The sequence below is a fragment of the Cedecea sp. genome (genome assembly GCF_036500665.1).
Classification (GTDB): Bacteria; Pseudomonadota; Gammaproteobacteria; order Enterobacterales; family Enterobacteriaceae; genus Cedecea.
In genome coordinates, this window is sequence record NZ_DASYBS010000088.1 from 1 (window position 1) to 19,534 (window position 19,534).

Consider the following 19,534-nt stretch of genomic DNA (forward strand, 5'->3'; position numbering starts at 1 on the left):
AGTTCCGGGCATTGGACGATTACAGGGCTCATCACTGCCGGCACGACCGTCCACGCTTCCTTGACCTGCAACTATTCCGGCGTCCAGCCGTCCGACTTCGTCGAAACGCTCACCGGCGGAGCCGGGGTCAGCGGTGTGTTAAAAGACGGTGGATACGAGTTCGACATCACCTCCGGGACCACGCACTCGTACACGCTGTCGCGCAAACTGACCAACATCGCTCACGCACCGGGGCACTACCAAGAACCGTGCACCCTGTCGGTTACGCCTACGTGACGCCGAACGCATGGCGACAAGATTTCTCCGAGCGCAATTCGGCCTCGGGCCCCGTTTTTTGAACTCGGTGGTTTTGAGCGCCATCCGGATAAAACCCAGGCGGGAAAGGTGGAAAACGGCTTCGACTGGATGGGCCTGCGGTTTGGGCGCGGTGGGCCCACCGTTGCGCCACGGGCGCTAACAAACCACCGCGAGCGACGCGCGCGGCTTTATGAGCAGGTGACGCCAGCGATTATCTGAGGAAGAAATCGGGCGGCGAATGCATGCGTATGACACGCGGTGGAAAAGATGGGCAGACAGCATGCTGGCGGCGGGAGCGATGCCCGCCGACAGCGGGTGACGCGCGTGTTGTTGCCCGATGGTAATTTACGCTGCAAATCCACATAACAACGGAAACAAACCATGAGCCGCGTTGTCACGGTCGTCGTCACCGCATCCCCAAACCTTCTCTGACCACACCGCTCGCGTAAAGGATGCGATATGCAACTGGCACATGGGCGTCGGAGGCCAGAACGACCAATGGTATGGTCGATACCCTGACAACGGATGTTGGCAATAACTATCCCTGCACGCGTGCGAAAATGACACCATCCAGAAAAATGCGGATGACATCCAGGTAATCTCCCTTCCCGTCCGTTATCACTGGCAACGCCGGCTGATTAGCGGTCAATCCTTCTGAAACAACGCCTTGTCACGCAGCAGGTGGTCGTTGCCGCGCCGGCGGGTAAAGCCGGTTTTGTCGAAATACTCCAGAATCTGAATCGCCAGCTTGCGGCCAACGCCTAGTCTGTCGCGGAAGTCTGCCGCGTTGGTGGCGCCGTGGGTTTGATCCAGTTCGCGGATCAGATCGGCGAAGGTTTGCAGCCGATCGTTACGGTAATAACGATCTTTCAGAATCGCGGTGACCAGACCCTGTTGGGCGGCGGATCGTAGCAGCTGACGCATAACCTGCTCTTCCTGGCCGGTCTCTTTTGCCAGGTCGCGCACCCACCATGGCTCATCGCCAAGCAGCGCGTCTACTTTGTCCCAAACCGCCTGCTGCGTGGCAGAAAAACCGGGCTCATGCCCCGGCAGGTGTAGCCAGCCCTGGCGGCTCATCAGCAGGCCTTCACCGCGCATTCTTTCGATAAGCGACAGCACCAGGCCTTCGTCTTCCGCGGGCAGCGCCATGCGGCGCAGGCGTTCGCGACCAGGGCCGGGCTGATCGTCATGCTGCTGGTGGTAGCGTGCCAGCACGTCGAGCAGTTTTTGCTGCCAGCGGGTAGCAACGTCCTGACTTAGCAGCGCGTTACCCGCCAGCAGGTAGCCCGGCTGACCGAGCAGCGCCTGTAGACCTTCTGCCGTTAACTGACGCGCCCAGCCAATTTCGGTAAGCAGCACGGCCCCGCGCGTTAAATGCGTCTCCAGCGTCTGCCTGTCGTCCCCGGTCTGGGCCAGCTCAGCCAGCCAGCTCAGGAAGGCGGGCTGACGCTTGCCGCGTCGCGGAGCGTTTAGCAGAACGGCCCGCGCCCCGGCAAGCGTGGTGCGGGCGCTGATGTCGCGCAGCACCAGACGGTCGTTATCCGCCAGCCACAGCGGTACATCCAGCACCAGTTCGGCCAGGTTTCCTTCAACCAGGGAAACTCGCCCGGTCACGTGGCGCGCAGAGTGGTGGATATGCAGCGGCTGCCACTGCTGGAGCGGGTGCAGCGTTTGCAGCTCGACAATGACGCGCTCAACCGGCTGCAGCGGTTTTTCGCTCAGCAGCCAGTCGCCCCGGCTGATGTCGGTTTTTTCCGCGTCACCGCTGATGTTCAGCGCAATGCGCTGCCCGGCCATCGCGCTGGAGACCGGCTGGTTTTGCGCATGCAGGCCGCGCACGCGCATCGGTTTCTCCGCGCCGGTCAGCCAGAGCGAATCGCCGATGTTCACTGCGCCGCTCAGCGCCGTGCCGGTGACAACCAGGCCTGCGCCCTTAACCGTAAACGCCCGATCGATAGCCAGACGGAAGCGGTGCGCGGTGGCATGAGGGCGTTCGCTTAGCGCTTTGAGATGCTGCTGTAGCGCTTCTACGCCTTCTCCGCGGGTGGCGGTGGTCACAAAGATTGCGGCGTGAGTATCGCCCAGCAGAACGGCAACTTCGTTGCGGACTTCTTCAATGCGGCTTTCGCTCACGCGGTCGGCTTTGGTCAGCGCAACGGTAATCTGCGGATTGCCCGTCAGCTGTAAAATCGCCAGATGTTCGCGGGTTTGCGCCATCACGCCGTCGTCGCAGGCGATGACCAGCAGCGCATGGTCGATGCCGCCGACGCCCGCCAGCATGTTGGCCAGAAACTTCTCGTGACCCGGCACGTCGATGAAACCAATCACACGGCCATCCGGCTGCGGCCAGTAGGCATAACCGAGGTCGATGGTCATGCCGCGCTTTTTTTCTTCCGGCAGGCGGTCGGCATTTACGCCGGTCAGCGCCTGAAGAAGGGTGGTTTTGCCGTGGTCGACGTGCCCGGCGGTAGCAATAATCATTGGGTAATGCCCTCCAGCAGCAGCGCTTCGTTTTCGAGGCAGCGTAAATCCAGCCACAGGCGGCCATCGGCAATGCGGCCAATCACCGGCCTTTCAAGCTCGCGCAGGGTTTGCGTCAGTGAGGCAAGCGTTGAGCCACGTCCGTCTTTCGGCGTGAAGGTCAGGGCCGCGCCCGGCAGGCGGTCAACGGGCAAAGAGCCGCTGCCGATTTGCGACAGGCACGCTTCAACGCGCACGTTAAATCGTTCGCCAAAACGCTGCTCAAATGCGGGCAGCAGGCGGGTTGCCTGCAAATGGATGTCTTCCGCGCTGCGGGTTAGCAGGCGCAGGGTTGGCAGACGTTCAACCAGCGTTTCCGGGTGCTGGTACAGCCGCAGCGTGGCCTCCAGCGCCGCCAGCGTCATTTTGTCGGCACGCAGCGCGCGCTTAAGCGGGTGGCTCTGGATACGCGCGATAAGCGCCTTTTTGCCAACGATGATCCCGGCCTGTGGGCCACCGAGCAGCTTGTCGCCAGAGAAACTGACCAGGCTCACGCCGTCGGCAATCAGCTGCTGCGGCATCGGCTCCGGCGGCAGGCCCCACTGACTTAGATCCACCAGCGACCCGCTGCCCAGGTCGGTGACGACCGGCAGGTTACGTTCGTTGCCCAGCGCGACCAGTTCGGCCTCGCTGACTGTTTTGGTGAAGCCTTCGATATGATAGTTGCTGGTGTGAACCTTCATCAGCAGCGCGGTGTTTTCGCCCGCGGCCGCGCGGTAGTCTTTCAGGTGTGTGCGGTTGGTCGTGCCGACTTCAACCAGCGTACAGCCCGCCTGGCGCATGACGTCAGGGATGCGAAACGCGCCGCCAATTTCCACCAGTTCGCCGCGCGAAACCACCACGTCGCCGCCGTTCGCACAGGCTGCCAGCATCAGCAGCACCGCTGCCGCATTGTTGTTGACGATGCAGGCGTCTTCCGCGCCGGTCAGTTCGCAAAGCAGGTCGGCGATGGCGCGATCGCGGTGGCCGCGTCCGGCGTCATCCAGCGAATATTCGAGCGTCACGGCGGAGCGCATGGCTTCGCTTACGGCATCAATGGCCGCTTCGGCCTGGAGCGCCCGCCCGAGATTGGTGTGCAGCACGGTGCCGGTCAGGTTGAAAACCGGCTGCAGCGCGCTGCGCTGGCTGGCCTCGAGTACTGCACGTGCTTTCTTTGCCCAGTCCTCACTCCAGTCCGGCAATGCGTTTGCGGTGCGGATGTGCTCGCGCGCTTCGCTCTGCAGCGTGCGCAGGGTGGTCACCACGCGAGTATGGCCGAACTCGGCAAGCAAGGAGGTAAAGGCGGCATCGCGCAGCAGGCGGTCGGTCGCCGGAAGATGACTAAAAAGCGTTTGAGTTATCGTCATGGCAGGGACTGAATTAGGAAATGTGTTAGCAATATTACAGGGGACAGCGTCCCCTGTCCTGGCAGCAGATCATGCCGTGGGTGGTTCGGTGCGGGCAAAACTCTCACGCTGGAACAGCTGTTCGACCAGCCTGACCAGGTGATGGCGGTTTACACACCAGCCCGGCGCGACGCGACGAAAATTAAGATAGCCCACGGCACAGGCCGCGGAAATATTGGCCAGATTGAGCGGCTCTGCCGTCAGCGTGCCGTCGGCGGCGTACTGCTCCAGCATATCCAGGGCGCGACCAATCTTCTCGCGTTGGCGGAACAATACCTCTTCAGACTGCTGCTCTACCGGGCGTAACTTCTCACGTACCGACGTTAACGCCGCGTCCAGAATACCGTCTGATAAGGCTTCAAGCTGGCGCACTTCCAGCGCCGCTTTCGGATCTTGCGGAATCAACGCTGGCGCAACGTTCAACAGCTCAAGGTACTGGGCGATGATCGGTGAATCAAACCAGCGTTCGCCTTCATCGGCGATAAGCGTCGGCACTTTGCCGAGCGGGTTATATTGCGGAGCCGGACTGTCGCCTACCCACGGGTTGACGTTAATAAACTCAAAGCTAAGGCCTTTCTCCAGCAGGATAACCGAGATTTTTCGCACGTAGGGGCTGGTGTAATTACCGATCAGTTTCATGACATTATCCATTTTTGCCAACCAGAGGTAAGTATGGAACAGATACCCAACATTGGTGAAAAAGTCTACGCCTGCCGCGCTTTAACGTAGTCGACGAAGGCGCGTAGCGCGCTGGGCATGTACTGGCGGCTTGGGTAATAAAACTGGAAGGGCGGAAGATCGGGCAGCCAGCCTTCCAGCATCGAAACCAGCCTGCCGCTTCGCTGTAATTTACTTTCATCCCGTGATTACGCTTCGTTTTTTGTCAACGCCTGGATTTTAACTGGATCACATTAGGATTAATCCTCCTCAAAATACTTTGTGAGTTAGATCACAAATAAATAACAAAGACGTCATAACTAAATGTGATGTTAGTCACATAAAAAGGTCAGTCAGGGTTAAAAATGCATCCGTGTACTTTTTTTACACAACGATTATGTGATCGATATCACTCAATATTGACGGGTGATCCCTGAATATTGGTGATCTAAGTCACATAATAAGGCGCTTGCTGGACAGCTTAACGATTCAGTGCCAGATTCGCGTCACTTTACTGCATCAGGCCGGCGACCCTGCCGCTACGTTAACAATAAACCTCGGGCTGCTTTTCAGCGCGGAACACCAACAAGGGGTATGTGTATGTCATCCGATATCAAGATCAAAGTGCAAAGCTTTGGTCGTTTCCTCAGCAATATGGTAATGCCAAATATCGGGGCGTTTATCGCCTGGGGTATTATCACGGCCTTATTTATTCCCACCGGATGGTTGCCAAACGAGACGCTGGCGAAGCTGGTAGGCCCGATGATCACTTACCTGCTACCGCTGCTGATCGGTTTTACCGGTGGTCGCCTGATTGGCGGTGACCGCGGCGGCGTCGTCGGTGCTATCACCACCATGGGCGTTATCGTTGGTGCAGACATGCCGATGTTCCTCGGCGCAATGATTGCAGGCCCGCTGGGCGGCTGGGCGATTAAGCACTTCGACAAATGGGTCGACGGTAAAATCAAATCCGGCTTTGAAATGCTGGTGAACAACTTCTCCGCCGGTATCATCGGGATGATCCTGGCGATTCTGGCGTTCCTCGGCATCGGCCCTGCGGTTGAAGTCCTGTCCAAAGTTCTGGCGGCAGGCGTTAACTTCATGGTGGTGCACGACATGCTGCCGCTGGCGTCTATCTTCGTGGAACCGGCGAAAATCCTGTTCCTGAACAACGCCATCAACCACGGCATCTTCTCGCCGCTGGGTATTCAGCAGTCCCACGAGCTGGGCAAATCCATCTTCTTCCTGATTGAAGCGAACCCGGGTCCGGGTATGGGCGTCCTGCTGGCGTACATGTTCTTCGGTCGCGGTAACGCTAAGCAGTCTGCGGGCGGCGCGGCTATCATCCACTTCCTGGGCGGTATCCACGAAATTTACTTCCCGTACGTACTGATGAACCCCCGTCTGATTCTGGCCGTTATCCTCGGCGGTATGACCGGCGTGTTCACCCTGACCGTGCTGAACGGCGGCCTGGTGTCTCCGGCTTCCCCGGGCTCTATCCTGGCGGTTCTGGCGATGACCCCGAAAGGCGCTTACTTCGCTAACATCGCGGCTATCTGTGCGGCAATGATTGTTTCCTTCGTGGTCTCCGCCATCCTGCTGAAAACCAGCAAAGTGAAAGAAGAAGACGATATCGAAGCTGCGGCTCGCCGTATGCAGGAAATGAAGGCTGAATCCAAAGGTGGCGCAGCGCCGCTGGCGGTAGGTGCTGGCCTGTCTAACGACCTGAGCCACGTGCGTAAAATCATCGTTGCCTGCGATGCAGGTATGGGCTCCAGCGCCATGGGCGCAGGCGTGCTGCGTAAGAAAGTGAACGATGCTGGCCTGAAAAACATCTCCGTGACCAACTGCGCTATCAACAGCCTGCCGGACGACGTTGACCTGGTGATTACCCACCGCGACCTGACCGAGCGTGCGATGCGCCAGGTGCCACAGGCGCAGCATATCTCCCTGACCAACTTCCTCGACAGCAGCCTGTATGCCAACCTGGTTGAGCGTCTGATTGCCTCTCAGAACCTGAGCGACAAAGAAGTGAAGGTGATGAGCAGCCTGGAAGACAGCTTTGTCTCCAGCGAAGACGCGGTATTCAAGCTCGGCGCGGGTAACGTGTTCCTGGGCCTGAAAGCCAGCAACAAAGAAGAAGCGATCCGCTTTGCCGGTGAGCAACTGGTGAACGGCGGCTACGTACAGCCGGAATACGTGGACGCCATGTTTGAGCGCGAAAAACTGACCCCAACCTATCTGGGCGAAGGTATTGCGGTTCCTCACGGTACCGTTGAAGCGAAAGACCGCGTACTGAAAACCGGCGTGGTGTTCTGCCAGTATCCGGAAGGCGTTCACTTCGGTGAAGAGCCGGAAGACGTTGCCCGCCTGGTTATCGGTATTGCCGCCCGCAATAACGAGCACATCCAGGTGATCACCAGCCTGACCAACGCGCTGGATGATGAGTCGGTGATTGAGCGCCTGGCGCACACCACCAGCGTCCAGGAAGTGCTGGATCTGCTGGCCGGTAAGAAATAAGACCCTCACCCCGACCCTCTCCCTAAAAGGGAGAGGGAGTAAAAAGGGGCGATTCTGGATGTACCCTCTCCCTCTTGGGGAGAGGGCTAGGGTGAGGGGATTCGCATACAGTATCCTTACCCCAGCCCTCACGGGTGAAATAATCAGGAAGGTTAACGCAATGAAAGCATTACATTTTGGTGCAGGTAATATCGGTCGTGGCTTTATCGGTAAACTGCTGGCAGACGCCGGTCTGCAGCTGACTTTTGCCGACGTAAACCAGGTGGTTCTGGATGCCCTGAACGCGCGTCACAGCTACCAGGTTCACGTGGTGGGCGAGCAGCAGCAGATTGATACCGTCTCCAACGTGAATGCCGTCAGCAGCATCGGCGACGACGTTGTCGCGCTTATCGCGCAGGTCGACCTGGTTACCACCGCTGTGGGCCCGGTTGTGCTGGAGCGCATCGCGCCAACGCTTGCCAAAGGCCTGGAGCTGCGTCGCGCCAACGGCAACGACACGCCGCTGAACATCATCGCCTGTGAAAATATGGTGCGCGGCACCAGCCAGCTGAAGGAGCACGTGAAAAAAGCGCTGTCCGCTGAGGCATGGGCGTGGGTTGAGCAGCACGTTGGCTTTGTCGATTCTGCGGTTGACCGCATCGTTCCGCCGTCCGAGTCTGCCACCAACGACCCGCTGGAAGTGACCGTTGAAACCTTTAGCGAGTGGATTGTCGATAAAACTCAGTTCAAAGGTGAGCTACCGAACATTCCTGGCATGGAACTTACGGATAATCTTATGGCGTTTGTCGAGCGCAAGCTCTTCACGCTGAATACCGGGCATGCTATAACCGCGTACCTCGGCCAGCTGGCCGGGCACCAGACTATCCGCGATGCCATTCTTGATGAGAAAGTGCGCGCCGTAGTGAAAGGGGCGATGGAAGAGAGCGGCGCGGTGCTGATCAAGCGCTACGGTTTTGAAGCCGATAAGCACGCGGCGTACATCAAGAAAATCCTTGGTCGTTTCGAAAACCCTTATCTGAAAGACGACGTGGAGCGCGTTGGCCGTCAGCCGCTGCGTAAACTCAGCGCCGGCGATCGCCTCGTCAAGCCGCTGCTCGGCACCCTTGAGTACGGTTTACCGCACGTGAACCTGATTAAAGGGATTGCGGCGGCGATGCACTATCACAGCGAGCAGGACCCGCAGGCTCAGGAGCTGAAGCAACTGCTGGCGGCTAAAGGCCCACAGGCCGCACTGGCGGAAGTGTCCGGGCTGGATGCGAACAGCGAAGCCGTTGGTGAGGCGGTGAAGGCGTATAACGCCATAGCGTAACCTTATGCAGGCGCGGTGGATGCCGCGCCTGAAACATGTCTTGTGATGCAGGCAAAAATGGAAGAAACCCAGGCCTTTGAAAACCGCGTGCTTGAGCGACTGAATGCCGGCAAAACCGTAAGAAGCCTGCTGATTGCTGCCGTCGAGCTGTTAACCGAAGCGGTAAATATCCTGGTGCTACAGGTGTTCCGCAAGGACGACTACGCGGTGAAATATGCGGTAGAGCCGCTGCTGGACGGCGACGGGCCGCTGGGCGATCTTTCGGTACGCCTGAAGCTTATCTACGGGCTGGGCGTGCTGAACCGCGCCGAGTACGAAGACTGCGAGCTGCTGATGGCGCTGCGTGAAGAGTTAAATCACGACGGTAGCGAATACAGCTTCACCGACGATGAAATACTTGGCCCGTTTGGCGAGTTGCACTGCGTGGCGGCGCTACCGCCAACGCCGACTTTCGTTGACGGCAGTGACCCGGCGCTGCTGGCGATGCAGCATCAGCGCTACATGCAGATAGTCCGTTCCACGATGGTGCTTTCCCTGACCGAGCTGATCTCACGGATCAGCTTAAAAAAAGCCTTCCAGAAATAGCCGCTTTTCGCCCTGTCCCTCAGGATCGTGTATCCTTGCCAGCAAGCCATCTTTATTCACGGTAAGTCAAAAATGAAAGAAATCGAAAAAACAGAAATTAAACGCCTTAGCGACCGTCTGGACGCTATCCGCCACGAAATGCCAGAACTGCACCTGATTAATGAGGCGGAAAAGTACGCCGAGCTGGAAAAAGAGAAGCAGAAACTGGAAATTGAAATTGCCCGTTTGCAGGCCGTTCGCAACCAGAAGCTGAGCAAAGAAGCGCAGAAGCTGATGGCCCTGCCGTATCAGCGTGCGATTACCAAGAAAGAGCAGGCCGATATGGGCAAGCTCAAGAAGAGCGTCCGTGGCCTGGTGATTGTTCATCCTATGACCGCGCTGGGCCGCGAGATGGAACTCACCGAAATGACCGGTTTCTCCCGCACGGAATTCTGACAGCCCTCTCTTTTCGGTGAAATAAACCGATAAAACCCGCCTCACCAGCCTCTTAAATCTCCATCCGGCTCTATAGTTAAGGGCCGGGTGACGATTCTTTTCGCCCGCATAGTGCCTGGGTTATGACTGGAATATCACCCATCACCTCATAATTTAATTGCATGGACCGCCGACTTCATTCGCTGAGATTTGTTTATCTTTCTTGATGTGAGAGAAAACATGAAAATAAAAGTCTTTACTCTGGTCCCTGTCTGTCTTGCTGGTTTCAGCGGCTCGCTGCCGTTAGCCGCCAGCGCAGCCTGTTCATCCACTTCTCCCGTAAGCGGCACCTCTGTCACCTGTAGCGGGGTGACGACGCCCGGCGTGGTAGCCGCGGCCGGCAGTAACAATGTCACTATTAATATCGATTCAACGGCATCCGGCAGCTTTTCTCAGCCCGGTACGTCGACACCTTTTTCCGTAGACACATCCAGTTCCATCACGAATAACGGCTCGTTGAGCTTATCTGGTGACGGAAGCGGCGTCGCTAACCGTGGCGCGGTGCTTATTGGCACTGCCAGCGGCAATACGCTGACTAACGGCTCATCGGGCAAGCTGAGTACCACCGGCGCCTACAACGACGGCATGGCGGCCAACGGTAACAACAATACCCTGATAAACAACGGCACGATCGCCACCAGCGGCAATAATGCCTACGGGATGACCGCTGCCTGGGGACAAAGTAACCCGGGCGCGTCGGGAAATACGCTGACCAACACCGGAACGGTAACAACGTCGGGTAACAACGCCAGAGCGATTTCATTACTGGGGGGAGCGGCACGGTTAATAACAGCGGCAAGCTGACCACCACGGGCAGAGATGCGCCGACGGTTTATATGCAGGGGAATAACGCCACGCTGAATAACAGTGGCTTAATTCAGTCTACCGGGACGGCGACGTCGAGCGGCAGCGTTGATGGGGTGGTGTCGAATACCCTTGGGAGCAGCTTTACTGCCACCATCAATAACCTGGCTGGCGGGCAAATTATCAGTAATAACGGCATCGGGATCCGCTCCACCAACGGCAAGACGGCTATCACTAATGCCGGATTGATTAAGGGGGGAGGCGGCATCGCCATTCAGGGCGGCAACGGCGATGTAGCCCTGACGCTCCAGACCGGCTCGCAAATTATCGGCCTCGCTGACGGCGGACGGGGCAATAGCGCCGTTACGTTAGAGGGAACGGGTACGGCGTCTAACGCTTTTACTCACTTCAGGACGCTAACCATGAAGGGCAGCGACTGGACCTGGGCCGGCACCGGTGCGTTCACCACCGCCCTGGTGCAAAGCGGAACGCTTGATCTCACCGGCACGCTAGGCACCAGCACCGGTTCGGTGACGGCTTCGGTAAGCAGCGGCGCGACGCTTCAGGCGAATTCAACCAACCTGCCGCTGTCGGTGAACAACAGCGGATGGGTTCGCTTCCTGCAAAACAGTGATGGCGACTATTCGGGGGTTATCACAGGGAGTGGCGCCGTTGAGAAAAGCGGTAGCGGCGCGCTACGGGTTACGGGGGTCAATAGCTACAGCGGCGGGACGACGCTTACCGGTGGGATGCTACAGGCTGCCGCAGATAGCGCACTTGGGGCGGCTGCGGGCGGGCTTATTTTTAATGGCGGTACGCTTCAGTTCGGCAGCGCTTTTGACCTTGCGCCATCCCGTGCGGTGTCGATAACGGCCAATAACGGGACCATTGATACCCAGGGTTTCACCTCAACTATCGGGCAGGGGATAACCGGTGCGGGGGGGTTAACCAAACTGGGCAGCGGTACGCTGGTACTTAATGGTGCCAACAGCTATGCAGGCGTCACAGGGGTAAATGCCGGTACGCTAGTGGTCGGGGAGAGTACCCACGCTTCAGCGGCTATTGCTGGCGGCGCGATGGTCGCTTCCGGTGCCGTGCTCGGGGGGTACGGCTCGGTAACGGGTGACGTCACAAATAGCGGAACCCTCGGGGTGGCCAATGCGCTGCCGTATCTTTCTGCTGGCCCTGTGGGTAACTTCAACATCAATGGCAATCTAACCAACTCGGGGCTGATGCAGCTCGGCGGCAACGGTGTAGGCAATACCTTGACCGTTGCAGGCAACTACAGCGGTCAGAACGCCACTATTGCGCTGAACTCTGTACTGGCGGGTGACGGTGCGGCGTCGGACAGGTTAATCCTCAACGGTGGCAGCGCAACGGGCAGCAGCACGCTGGCCGTGACCAACAGCGGAGGCGGTGGGGCGCAAACGTATGCGGACGGGATCCAGGTTGTGCAAGCCATCAACGGCGCGACCAGCTCGGCGAATACCTTTCGTCTGTCCGGCGGCACCCTTAGCGCCGGGGCTTATTCATACTATCTGGCGAAGGGCGGAGTGTCGGACGGCAGCAATAACAGCTGGTATCTGCGTAATACCGTTGTCGTCCAGCCTGTCGTGCCGGTTCCACCGGATGAAGGGACGCCAACGCCTCCGGAAAGCGTGACTCCGATTACGCCGGCGGAAGGGACGCCAGACTCCATCGTCGAGGCAAGCAAGGGCGGTCAGGTTTCGGGCGGCAGCGAGACGATAAATGTTTACCGGCCAGAGGTGGCACTTTACGCAGAAGCGCCTGCGGTTGCCCGCCAGCTTAATCTCCAGCAGATCGACACTTTCCACGACCGCCAGGGCGAGCAGAGCCTGCTCACCGGCGATAGCAAAGCCCCGGCATTCTGGGCCAGAAGCTGGGGAAGTCACGCGGATATTCACCAGCGCGGTGATGTTAATCCTTCCTTCAACGGCACGCTGTGGGGGCTGCAGCTGGGGCAGGATTTGTATACCGCTACGCAGGACGACGGTGCGACCCACCACGTTGGCGTGCTGTTCGGTTTCTCCAGAGCCACCGGTGATGTCGACGGGTTTGCACTGGCAAAGCAAGGGATGCGGGTTGGGAAATTACAGCTTAATAACTACAACTATGGGGCGTACTGGACCCGGGTTGCGTCTTCCGGCTGGTATACGGACACGATATTAATGGGCAGCGCGCTGCGGCTGAGTACGAATTCGGTGAACGGCGTGGGCGCGTCCTCCAGCGGCAATGCGATTACCGGCTCCATTGAAACGGGGCTTCCTGTCAGCTTAAGCGAAGGGCTAACTCTGGAACCCCAGGCGCAGCTGGTCTGGCAGAGAACCTCGCTGGACTCGCTGAATGACGGGGTTTCCGACGTTCGCTGGAATAACGGCAATACCCTACAGGGGCGAGTCGGTGCGCGTTTGCAATGGGCGTTCGAGGCAAACGGTGTTAACTGGAAGCCTTATTTGCGTGCCAACGTTCTGCGGTCATTCGGGCAGGATGATGAAACGGCTTTCGATGGCAGTACCACCGTAGCGAACAGCATCGGACAAACTGCCGGGCAGGTGGGGGCGGGTCTGGTGGCGCAGGTTAGCCAGAGCGGTAGCCTGTATGCCACGACAGGCTACCTGACTAATCTTGGCGGTGAGCATCAGCGCGTGGTCACCGGCAATGTCGGCGTGCGCTGGACCTGGTAATCGCCGTGTGGCTCCGGGTCTTTGTCTGGAGCCACATCCCTTTATTTAACGGTCATTTTGCATTCAATTTTTTTGAATGAGATAAGCGAATTGTTCCGCTAACAAACAAAGCTGTGCGGCGCTATTCTTATCTCATCGAAGGCAGTCAGTCTTCTGGCTAAACAAAATGCAAAGGTAACCATCATGAAAAGCATCAAATATTTTGCCGTATTTATGACTCTGGCCGCGTCCTTCTCCGGGTTCGCCGCTGAAACTCAGCACGTTACCAGCCAGACAATGGGCACGGTATCGGTGAGCGGCGCATCGAACCTGGACAGCCTGCAGCACCAGTTGCAGCAAAAAGCCGAGCAGGCCGGGGCAAAATCCATCCGCATCATCTCTGCCGGTGGCGATAACAAAATGTACGGCGTGGCTGAAATTTACAACTAAGCGCTGAATCACGCAGTATGGGCCGCCCCGAGCGGCCCGTGTCTTATCTGAATTCTCGCGCCAGCAGGCCAAAAATCCAGTCATCCTGCCAGCGTTCATTCAGCCAGTAGTTTTCCCGCAGCGTACCTTCCTGCTGAAACCCCACTTTCTCCAGCACGTTCTTTGACGGAATATTGCCGGCGGTGACCGTGGCCACAAGCTTGCGGATGCCGGCCTCAGCAAAAGCAAAGTCACAAACCTCCAGTAGCGATTCGTAGCCGTAGCCCTGACCGTGAAACGACGGGTCGAGTAAAAAGCCCACTTCAGCTATGTCGTCCTCGCGCAGGATAAAACCGGTGACGCCAATCGGCACGCCGGTTTTCAGATGCCGCATCACCATACAGAGCCAGTGCCTGCTGCCAGGCTGCCACTCGGGGAGGCGGGCGTCAAAGGTGCGGCGAATCTCTTCTTCCGGGCGGTTTTCGTCGACGTAGCGCATCACCTCCGGCTGCTGCTGCAGGTAGCGAAAGAGCGGCCAGTCGGCTTCGGTAAGCTGGCTGAGTGACAGGCGAGGGGTGTGAAGTTGCATAGTGCGTTGACTCGTCTTTACCGGGAATGCTCTTTGATAGCAGTAAATAAAAAGCGGCGCCAGTTTGTGGCACCGCTTATGTGTTAATCCCAGCGCGATAAGTCATCCCGTGTTAGCCCCATATCCCTGAGTTGTTCCGGACTGAGTTCGCGCAGGGCGCGTAAAGCCTGACGACGCTGGTGGCTACGACGAAAATACTGGTAAAGCATGACCAGGCCATAAAACGGTCTGCGGTGGTGGTTCTCTTCAAAGCCCATGGCATCACTCCTCGCGGTTTTGTGGGGTTATCATGCGGCGAGCGGGCAAAAGCAGACAGATTCAAAAATCACTTTTCTTTAACATACAGAAGGGCTAAAACATGAGCTGAATGGCATTTATTGCGCCATTCTGTATTGGTTTTTCCTTCTGTATGGTTTCCGGTGAGGATACAGCATGACGCGTTACCAACATCTCGCCACGCTGCTGGCCGAGCGTATTGAGCAAGGACTTTATCAAAGCGGTGAACGTCTGCCCTCGGTTCGCAGCCTGAGCAGTGAGCACGGCGTCAGCATCAGTACCGTGCAGCAGGCTTATCACGTGCTTGAAGATCGGCAGCTGATCTCCCCCCAGCCCCGCTCCGGCTACTTTGTTGCGCCGCGTAAAGCGGTTCCTCCCGTTCCGCGCTTAACGCGTCCGGTACAGCGACCGGTCGAAGTGACGCAATGGGATGCCGTGCTGGAACTGGTTAACTCCCGGCAGGACGGCGAAGTGATCGCTTTTGGCAGCGGCTCGCCGGATCTTACCCAGTCGACAATAAAACCGCTTTGGCGGGAGATGGGGCGGCTCGCACAGTACCAGGAGCCTGAACTGCTGGGCTACGACGGCATGTTCGGCGTGAAAGCGCTGCGCGAGCAAATTGCCCGCCTGATGCTGGACAGCAACTGCGTGGTGAATGCCGACGACATTGTGGTGACGAACGGCTGCCATGAAGCCCTGTCGATTGCGATTCGCGCGGTATGTGAGCCGGGGGACATTGTGGCGGTCGAGTCACCGTCTTTTCACGGCACCATGCAAATGCTGCGCGGGTACGGCGTTAAAGTTGTTGAAATTCCTACCGATTCTGTCACCGGCATGAGCCTTGAGGCGTTGGAGCTGGCGTTAGAGCAGTGGCCGATAAAAGCCGTCATTCTGGTGGCCAACTGCAATAATCCTCTGGGGTTCATCATGCCGGATGCGCGCAAGAAAGCGGTAATGAGCCTTGCCCAGCGCTTTGATATCGCCATCATCGAAGATGATGTTTATGGCGAGCTGGCCTATGAATACCCGCGCCCGATGACGATCAAATCCCTGGATGTTGATGGCCGTGTTCTGCTGTGCAGCTCGTTTTCAAAAACGCTGGCGCCGGGGCTGCGAGTGGGTTGGATAGTGCCTGGGCGCTACCTCGACCGGACGCTGCACTCCAAATACATCGGCACAGGCAGCAGCGCCACCTTCACCCAGCAGGCGGTGGCGGCGTTTATTCGCAACGGACACTATCACCGCCATCTCAGACGCATGCGTCAGCACTACCAGCGCAACCTGGACGTCTTTACCTGTCGCGTGAGGCAATATTTCCCCTGTGGTATTTGCGTAAGCCGGCCTCAAGGGGGCTTCCTGATGTGGATAGAACTCCCGGAAGAGGTCGATGCCGTGCGGCTTAGCAGCGCATTGAAGGAGGCCAAAATCCATATTGCGATCGGCTCGTTGTTTTCGGCTTCTGGTAAATACCGTAATTGCCTGCGGCTGAACTATTCTTTGCCGTGCAACGCCGTCACCGAGGCAGCCCTGAAAAGGCTGGGTGAAATTGTCGAATGTGAGATTTGAAAATGCCCGACTAAATCGTTCCTTTTATCGCCATTGATTCTTATTTAGCTGTTTTACACTCGGCTGTAATGGCGAAGTTTGGTCCTGGCATCAATAACCATAAAAAATAGCCGCCTGGGGCGGAAAAATGCAGTTTTTTCTGCGTTCGGCAGCGCGATGCCGGACATCGACAAAGGACTATCATGAGCAGCGCAACATTGCAGATGCGGGAGCACTTTGAGACGTGTCTGGGGATTATTCGGCAGGCGTCGCTCCAGATCCTGCCGCTACTGAACATTCGTGCCGCCGAAGGCAAAGATCCGCAATGGTTTTTTCAGCAGCTTGAGCAGGCTCGTATGGCGCTTGGCAGCTGGGGCGCGGTAGCAAAAAGGCTGAATCTTAACGACTCCGAGATTTCACAGTTCACGCTGCTACTACGCCATTTGCAGCAGCTGGTGCCGCAGTATGAGAGCGGGCAAGAGGTCACCCAAAACCAGCTGCTCGCCGCCCTGCGCTTCACCAGCTACCTTGAGCATGTGCGGTTCAAGCAGCCGCTGCTGGGCTATTCCACCGAATTATCCTCTGATGTTGACGGCCTGCAGAAAGGCGCGCAGCAGCAAATGTGTGCTATTGAGCTGATGCTTAAAGGGCTGGTGAACCAGGCCTGGGAAAGCCAGGCTGACCTGGTGAATCAGCTAAAAAACCAGTTTGGTGCCGATAAGGTTCGCCGCTGGTTGAAGCGAGGTGAACGGGGCGACGTGCTGAGCGGGATGAAGTTTAGCGAGCTGGCGCTGATGCTGGTGGATAAGAAAGAGTTCGCCCATCACTACGCAAAAATTTACCAAAACTCGCCGCAGCTGGGTTTTCTTATCGACCAGCGCAAAACCCTGCAAATCTTCCTCGATGGCACCCGACAAATCCGCAACGATCTGATGCACAAGCAGCCTTTGACCACCGTGCAGGTGGCTCTGCTCGATGGCTATTTCGGTGAAATCAGCGGCCCGGTACAGAAAGCATTTAGCGAAGGTCGTACCAACGTTAACCCTTCCGCTCTGTTAGACTCTGATGACGCCACGCTACAAAGCTATCTTGAGCAGGCGCGTAAAAACCACTCGGCACAGGGCGGCGACCCGGAAGAGATCAAAGAGTCCATCGAGCGCTACGACCCGCGCGCGGCCAAAAAGCAGCAGGATACTACCGGCATGATCTCTACCGCGCTTTGGGCATCGGTGGGAATTGTTGTTGTCGCGGTCGCGGTGGCTGGCCTCTATTTGTTAAGCGACATCTCTTCGAAGCCCGAAGTGACGGCGGCTCCGCCGGTTGTAAGCACGCCGGTGCAGCAAAAAGAGCGCCCTGAATACAATAGCCCGCGCGATATGCTGGCCAACATGGGCATCAGCTGGGATGAAAATAACCTGCGTGCGGCAATTAATCGCAACGATGCGCGTATCGTGCGGCTATTTATGCAGGGCGGAATGAACTGGAAGGTCTATTTTGCCGAGCAGGCGCTGGCGGGGGATTACCGCGATGTGCTGACCATCTTGCTGCAATATCGCCCGCAAATGGATGAGGCCCGGCCCTGCCGACGCCTGATCGGCTCCACCGAGTTAGGAATGAAGAAAGGGCAGAAGCTGACTTCGCTGAGAAAGCAGTTTTTGGCCAACTTCTGTAGCTCTGATGCAGCGGTGAAGCGCCAGAAAGAGGAACTGGAGCGGGCTCAAATGCGCCTGGCGGCGCAAAAGCAGCGCTATGAAAACGCCATAGCGCAGGGACTGGATGCAGAAGCCGTTGATGAGCAGACGGTGAAGATTCAGCAGTCGATATACAACGCTATGCGCTGATACTACAGGGTTATCGCCTGTTTTTGCCGCAGAGAGGATCGGGGGGGATGTTGTTCGCGCAAGGTCAATTCAGAACGGCTCCGGAAACCTGTATGCGACAGGCTACAGTACTTCGCAGGTCTGCCGCATACCGTTTTTTATAAAGCGTTGGAGGCGGGTTGAAAAGTCGTCTTGAGGTCATTAACCTCCCGGCTCCAGAGTGTTCGGGCATGTGGCGTTGACACGTGTGCGACAAACCCAATGAACCATTATGAAAGGTTAACGGAGGTCCGGACACCGGCGGCTTTAGTGTTGATGCCGGGTTGTTCGACATGAATGTAGCGGCAGCAAACAAAGGCCAGCAAATAGAGAACGGTATAAGCGATGACAACGCCAATCGTGCTGAAATAGGGCAATAGCACAACGGCAATCGCTGGGGCAAGGAAGTTTGATAAACCGGCAGAAAGGTTATAGACCGAAATAGCTGCCCCGGTATGGTTTGGCTCTAAGGCAGGGAATACCGCCGCCATAGGGACAAAAGCGGCCACGAAAGCGCCCAGCGCAATTGCAGGAATGAGCGCCATCGCAAAATTATGGCCAAAATGCTGGGGAATATAGTAAAACGCCATGCTTGAAGCCGCCATTCCCAGGCAACCAAACCAGCGTATCACTCTCATCCAGCCCATTTTTTCGGCCACAATGCCCCAGAAGATATTGAAAACGATAGTCATAAAGAAGAAAACTGCCCAAATCTGAAGCCATTCAGAGGTGGTAAATCCCAGTTCGTCAACAAACATCATTGGCATAACAACGGCAAAACCAAACAGGGAAAGCGTGTTAACGATGCGGACAAAGCTCGACAGCAGAATATTTCTGTTGGTATACAGCAACGTAACGGCACGGCTAAGCTCGCCAAGTTTCTCTTTTGTGGTGAGATTCAGTTTGTTCGCAGGCACCTTTACATCATTAAGGCAAAATAGTGCAATTAGCCCACCAACAACACAGAATGCCAGCGCTAACCACAGTGTGGTCATTTCGCCCACCAGTGGAATGGTGAAGCTCGGAATATAGCTTCCGGCTACGCCAATACCCACGGAATATACCGCCCAGTACCACCCCAGTGCAGAGCTTGATTTTTCGGTTGAAACATTGTGGATGATAATAACAATAAAGGAGTAGAGGAATAGTGGATAAGCAAAACCACGAATACCATAGAACAGCAGAATAAGAGAATAGTTTGCCTGCCCGAGACCAAAAACCAGAAAAAGAACATGAAAAATAGCCCACATCACAAAGCCAATAAACATGGTTTTTTGCGGCGTAATAAGTTCTGCAACGACGCCGGATACCCAGGCCGCCAGCGCTGCGGCCAAACCGTAAAGCGTGAATGCCAGCGAGGCTTGAGACGGCGTAAAACCCAGACCAGTGATGTAATGTGACAGAAACGCGAGCTCGAATCCGTCACCTGTCATAAATATTGCAATGGCGATATAGCCCCAAATTAGATTCAGCGGTAGACCCATCCACTGTTTATTATTTTTGGACATAATGACCTCGATTTGTAGGGTATAGGGGCTCCGTTTTTCCGGCGCCCTGATGTTATTAGTTTGTCATTACTTATTATTACGCCAGCGTACTGG

17 protein-coding genes are annotated in these 19,534 nt (G+C 56.8%); 11 read left to right on the forward strand and 6 right to left on the reverse strand.

Annotated elements, in window-relative coordinates; all coding sequences use genetic code 11:
• Window positions 1-276: hypothetical protein (locus tag VGM55_RS13890; protein WP_331635789.1), on the forward strand; the 276-nt coding region annotated here is incomplete at its 5' end.
• 108 nt (window positions 277-384) lie between these two features.
• Window positions 385-516 (forward strand): hypothetical protein, encoded by a 132-nt coding sequence (locus VGM55_RS13895; protein WP_331635790.1) that lies wholly within the window; start codon window positions 385-387, stop codon window positions 514-516.
• A gap of 426 nt (window positions 517-942) precedes the next feature.
• Here VGM55_RS13895 and selB read toward each other — a convergent pair whose 3' ends face one another.
• The 3 genes from selB to VGM55_RS13910 form a co-directional block, all read right to left on the reverse strand.
• Window positions 943-2,778 carry a selenocysteine-specific translation elongation factor gene (gene selB / locus VGM55_RS13900; protein WP_331635791.1) on the reverse strand — a complete coding sequence of 612 codons (1,836 nt, stop codon included), beginning with the start codon at window positions 2,776-2,778 and terminating at the stop codon, window positions 943-945.
• Window positions 2,775-4,163, reverse strand: coding sequence for an L-seryl-tRNA(Sec) selenium transferase (selA, locus tag VGM55_RS13905; RefSeq protein WP_331635792.1), 1,389 nt, complete (start codon window positions 4,161-4,163; stop codon window positions 2,775-2,777). Before selA ends, selB begins: the two co-directional genes overlap by 4 nt.
• A gap of 69 nt (window positions 4,164-4,232) precedes the next feature.
• Window positions 4,233-4,841, reverse strand: coding sequence for a glutathione S-transferase (locus tag VGM55_RS13910; RefSeq protein WP_331635793.1), 609 nt, complete (start codon window positions 4,839-4,841; stop codon window positions 4,233-4,235).
• Window positions 4,842-5,459: 618 nt separating this feature from the next.
• On the opposite strand from VGM55_RS13910, the gene VGM55_RS13920 reads away from it, so the two are divergent.
• From VGM55_RS13920 to VGM55_RS13950, 7 genes are all read left to right on the forward strand, one after another.
• Entirely contained in the window at window positions 5,460-7,379 is a 1,920-nt protein-coding gene (locus VGM55_RS13920; RefSeq protein WP_154187438.1) for a PTS mannitol transporter subunit IICBA, read from the forward strand.
• Window positions 7,380-7,539: 160 nt separating this feature from the next.
• Window positions 7,540-8,688: a mannitol-1-phosphate 5-dehydrogenase gene (gene mtlD, locus VGM55_RS13925; RefSeq protein ID WP_331635794.1), complete on the forward strand. Its 1,149-nt coding sequence runs from the start codon at window positions 7,540-7,542 to the stop codon at window positions 8,686-8,688.
• Between the two features lie 45 nt (window positions 8,689-8,733).
• Complete coding sequence (gene mtlR / locus VGM55_RS13930) at window positions 8,734-9,273, forward strand: mannitol operon repressor MtlR (RefSeq protein WP_154187524.1); 540 nt, start codon at window positions 8,734-8,736, stop codon at window positions 9,271-9,273.
• A 72-nt stretch (window positions 9,274-9,345) separates the two neighbouring features.
• The gene (locus VGM55_RS13935; RefSeq protein ID WP_331635795.1) at window positions 9,346-9,708 is read left to right on the forward strand and encodes a YibL family ribosome-associated protein; all 363 of its coding nucleotides are present in this window, start codon (window positions 9,346-9,348) and stop codon (window positions 9,706-9,708) included.
• Between the two features lie 219 nt (window positions 9,709-9,927).
• Window positions 9,928-10,551: a hypothetical protein gene (locus VGM55_RS13940; RefSeq protein ID WP_331635796.1), complete on the forward strand. Its 624-nt coding sequence runs from the start codon at window positions 9,928-9,930 to the stop codon at window positions 10,549-10,551.
• A gap of 32 nt (window positions 10,552-10,583) precedes the next feature.
• Window positions 10,584-13,256, forward strand: a complete 2,673-nt coding sequence (locus VGM55_RS13945) for an autotransporter outer membrane beta-barrel domain-containing protein (RefSeq protein WP_331635797.1) — start codon at window positions 10,584-10,586, stop codon at window positions 13,254-13,256.
• Window positions 13,257-13,439: 183 nt separating this feature from the next.
• Window positions 13,440-13,685, forward strand: coding sequence for a DUF1471 domain-containing protein (locus VGM55_RS13950; protein WP_154187442.1), 246 nt, complete (start codon window positions 13,440-13,442; stop codon window positions 13,683-13,685).
• A gap of 43 nt (window positions 13,686-13,728) precedes the next feature.
• Here VGM55_RS13950 and VGM55_RS13955 read toward each other — a convergent pair whose 3' ends face one another.
• Window positions 13,729-14,253: a GNAT family protein gene (locus tag VGM55_RS13955; RefSeq protein WP_331635798.1), complete on the reverse strand. Its 525-nt coding sequence runs from the start codon at window positions 14,251-14,253 to the stop codon at window positions 13,729-13,731.
• 83 nt (window positions 14,254-14,336) lie between these two features.
• Window positions 14,337-14,510 carry a DUF1127 domain-containing protein gene (locus VGM55_RS13960; RefSeq protein WP_154187444.1) on the reverse strand — a complete coding sequence of 58 codons (174 nt, stop codon included), beginning with the start codon at window positions 14,508-14,510 and terminating at the stop codon, window positions 14,337-14,339.
• 175 nt (window positions 14,511-14,685) lie between these two features.
• Between VGM55_RS13960 and VGM55_RS13965 the strand changes: the two genes are divergently transcribed.
• Together VGM55_RS13965 and VGM55_RS13970 are read left to right on the forward strand one after the other, a co-directional pair.
• A complete protein-coding gene (locus VGM55_RS13965) occupies window positions 14,686-16,095 on the forward strand; it encodes a PLP-dependent aminotransferase family protein (protein WP_331635799.1) in 1,410 nt (469 codons plus the stop codon).
• 182 nt (window positions 16,096-16,277) lie between these two features.
• On the forward strand, window positions 16,278-17,915 hold the full coding sequence (locus VGM55_RS13970; RefSeq protein ID WP_331635800.1) for an STY4199 family HEPN domain-containing protein: 1,638 nt from the start codon (window positions 16,278-16,280) through the stop codon (window positions 17,913-17,915).
• Between the two features lie 248 nt (window positions 17,916-18,163).
• On the opposite strand, the gene VGM55_RS13975 is transcribed toward VGM55_RS13970, so the two are convergent.
• Window positions 18,164-19,441 (reverse strand): MFS transporter, encoded by a 1,278-nt coding sequence (locus VGM55_RS13975; RefSeq protein ID WP_331635801.1) that lies wholly within the window; start codon window positions 19,439-19,441, stop codon window positions 18,164-18,166.
• Between the last annotated feature and the right edge of the window lie 93 nt (window positions 19,442-19,534).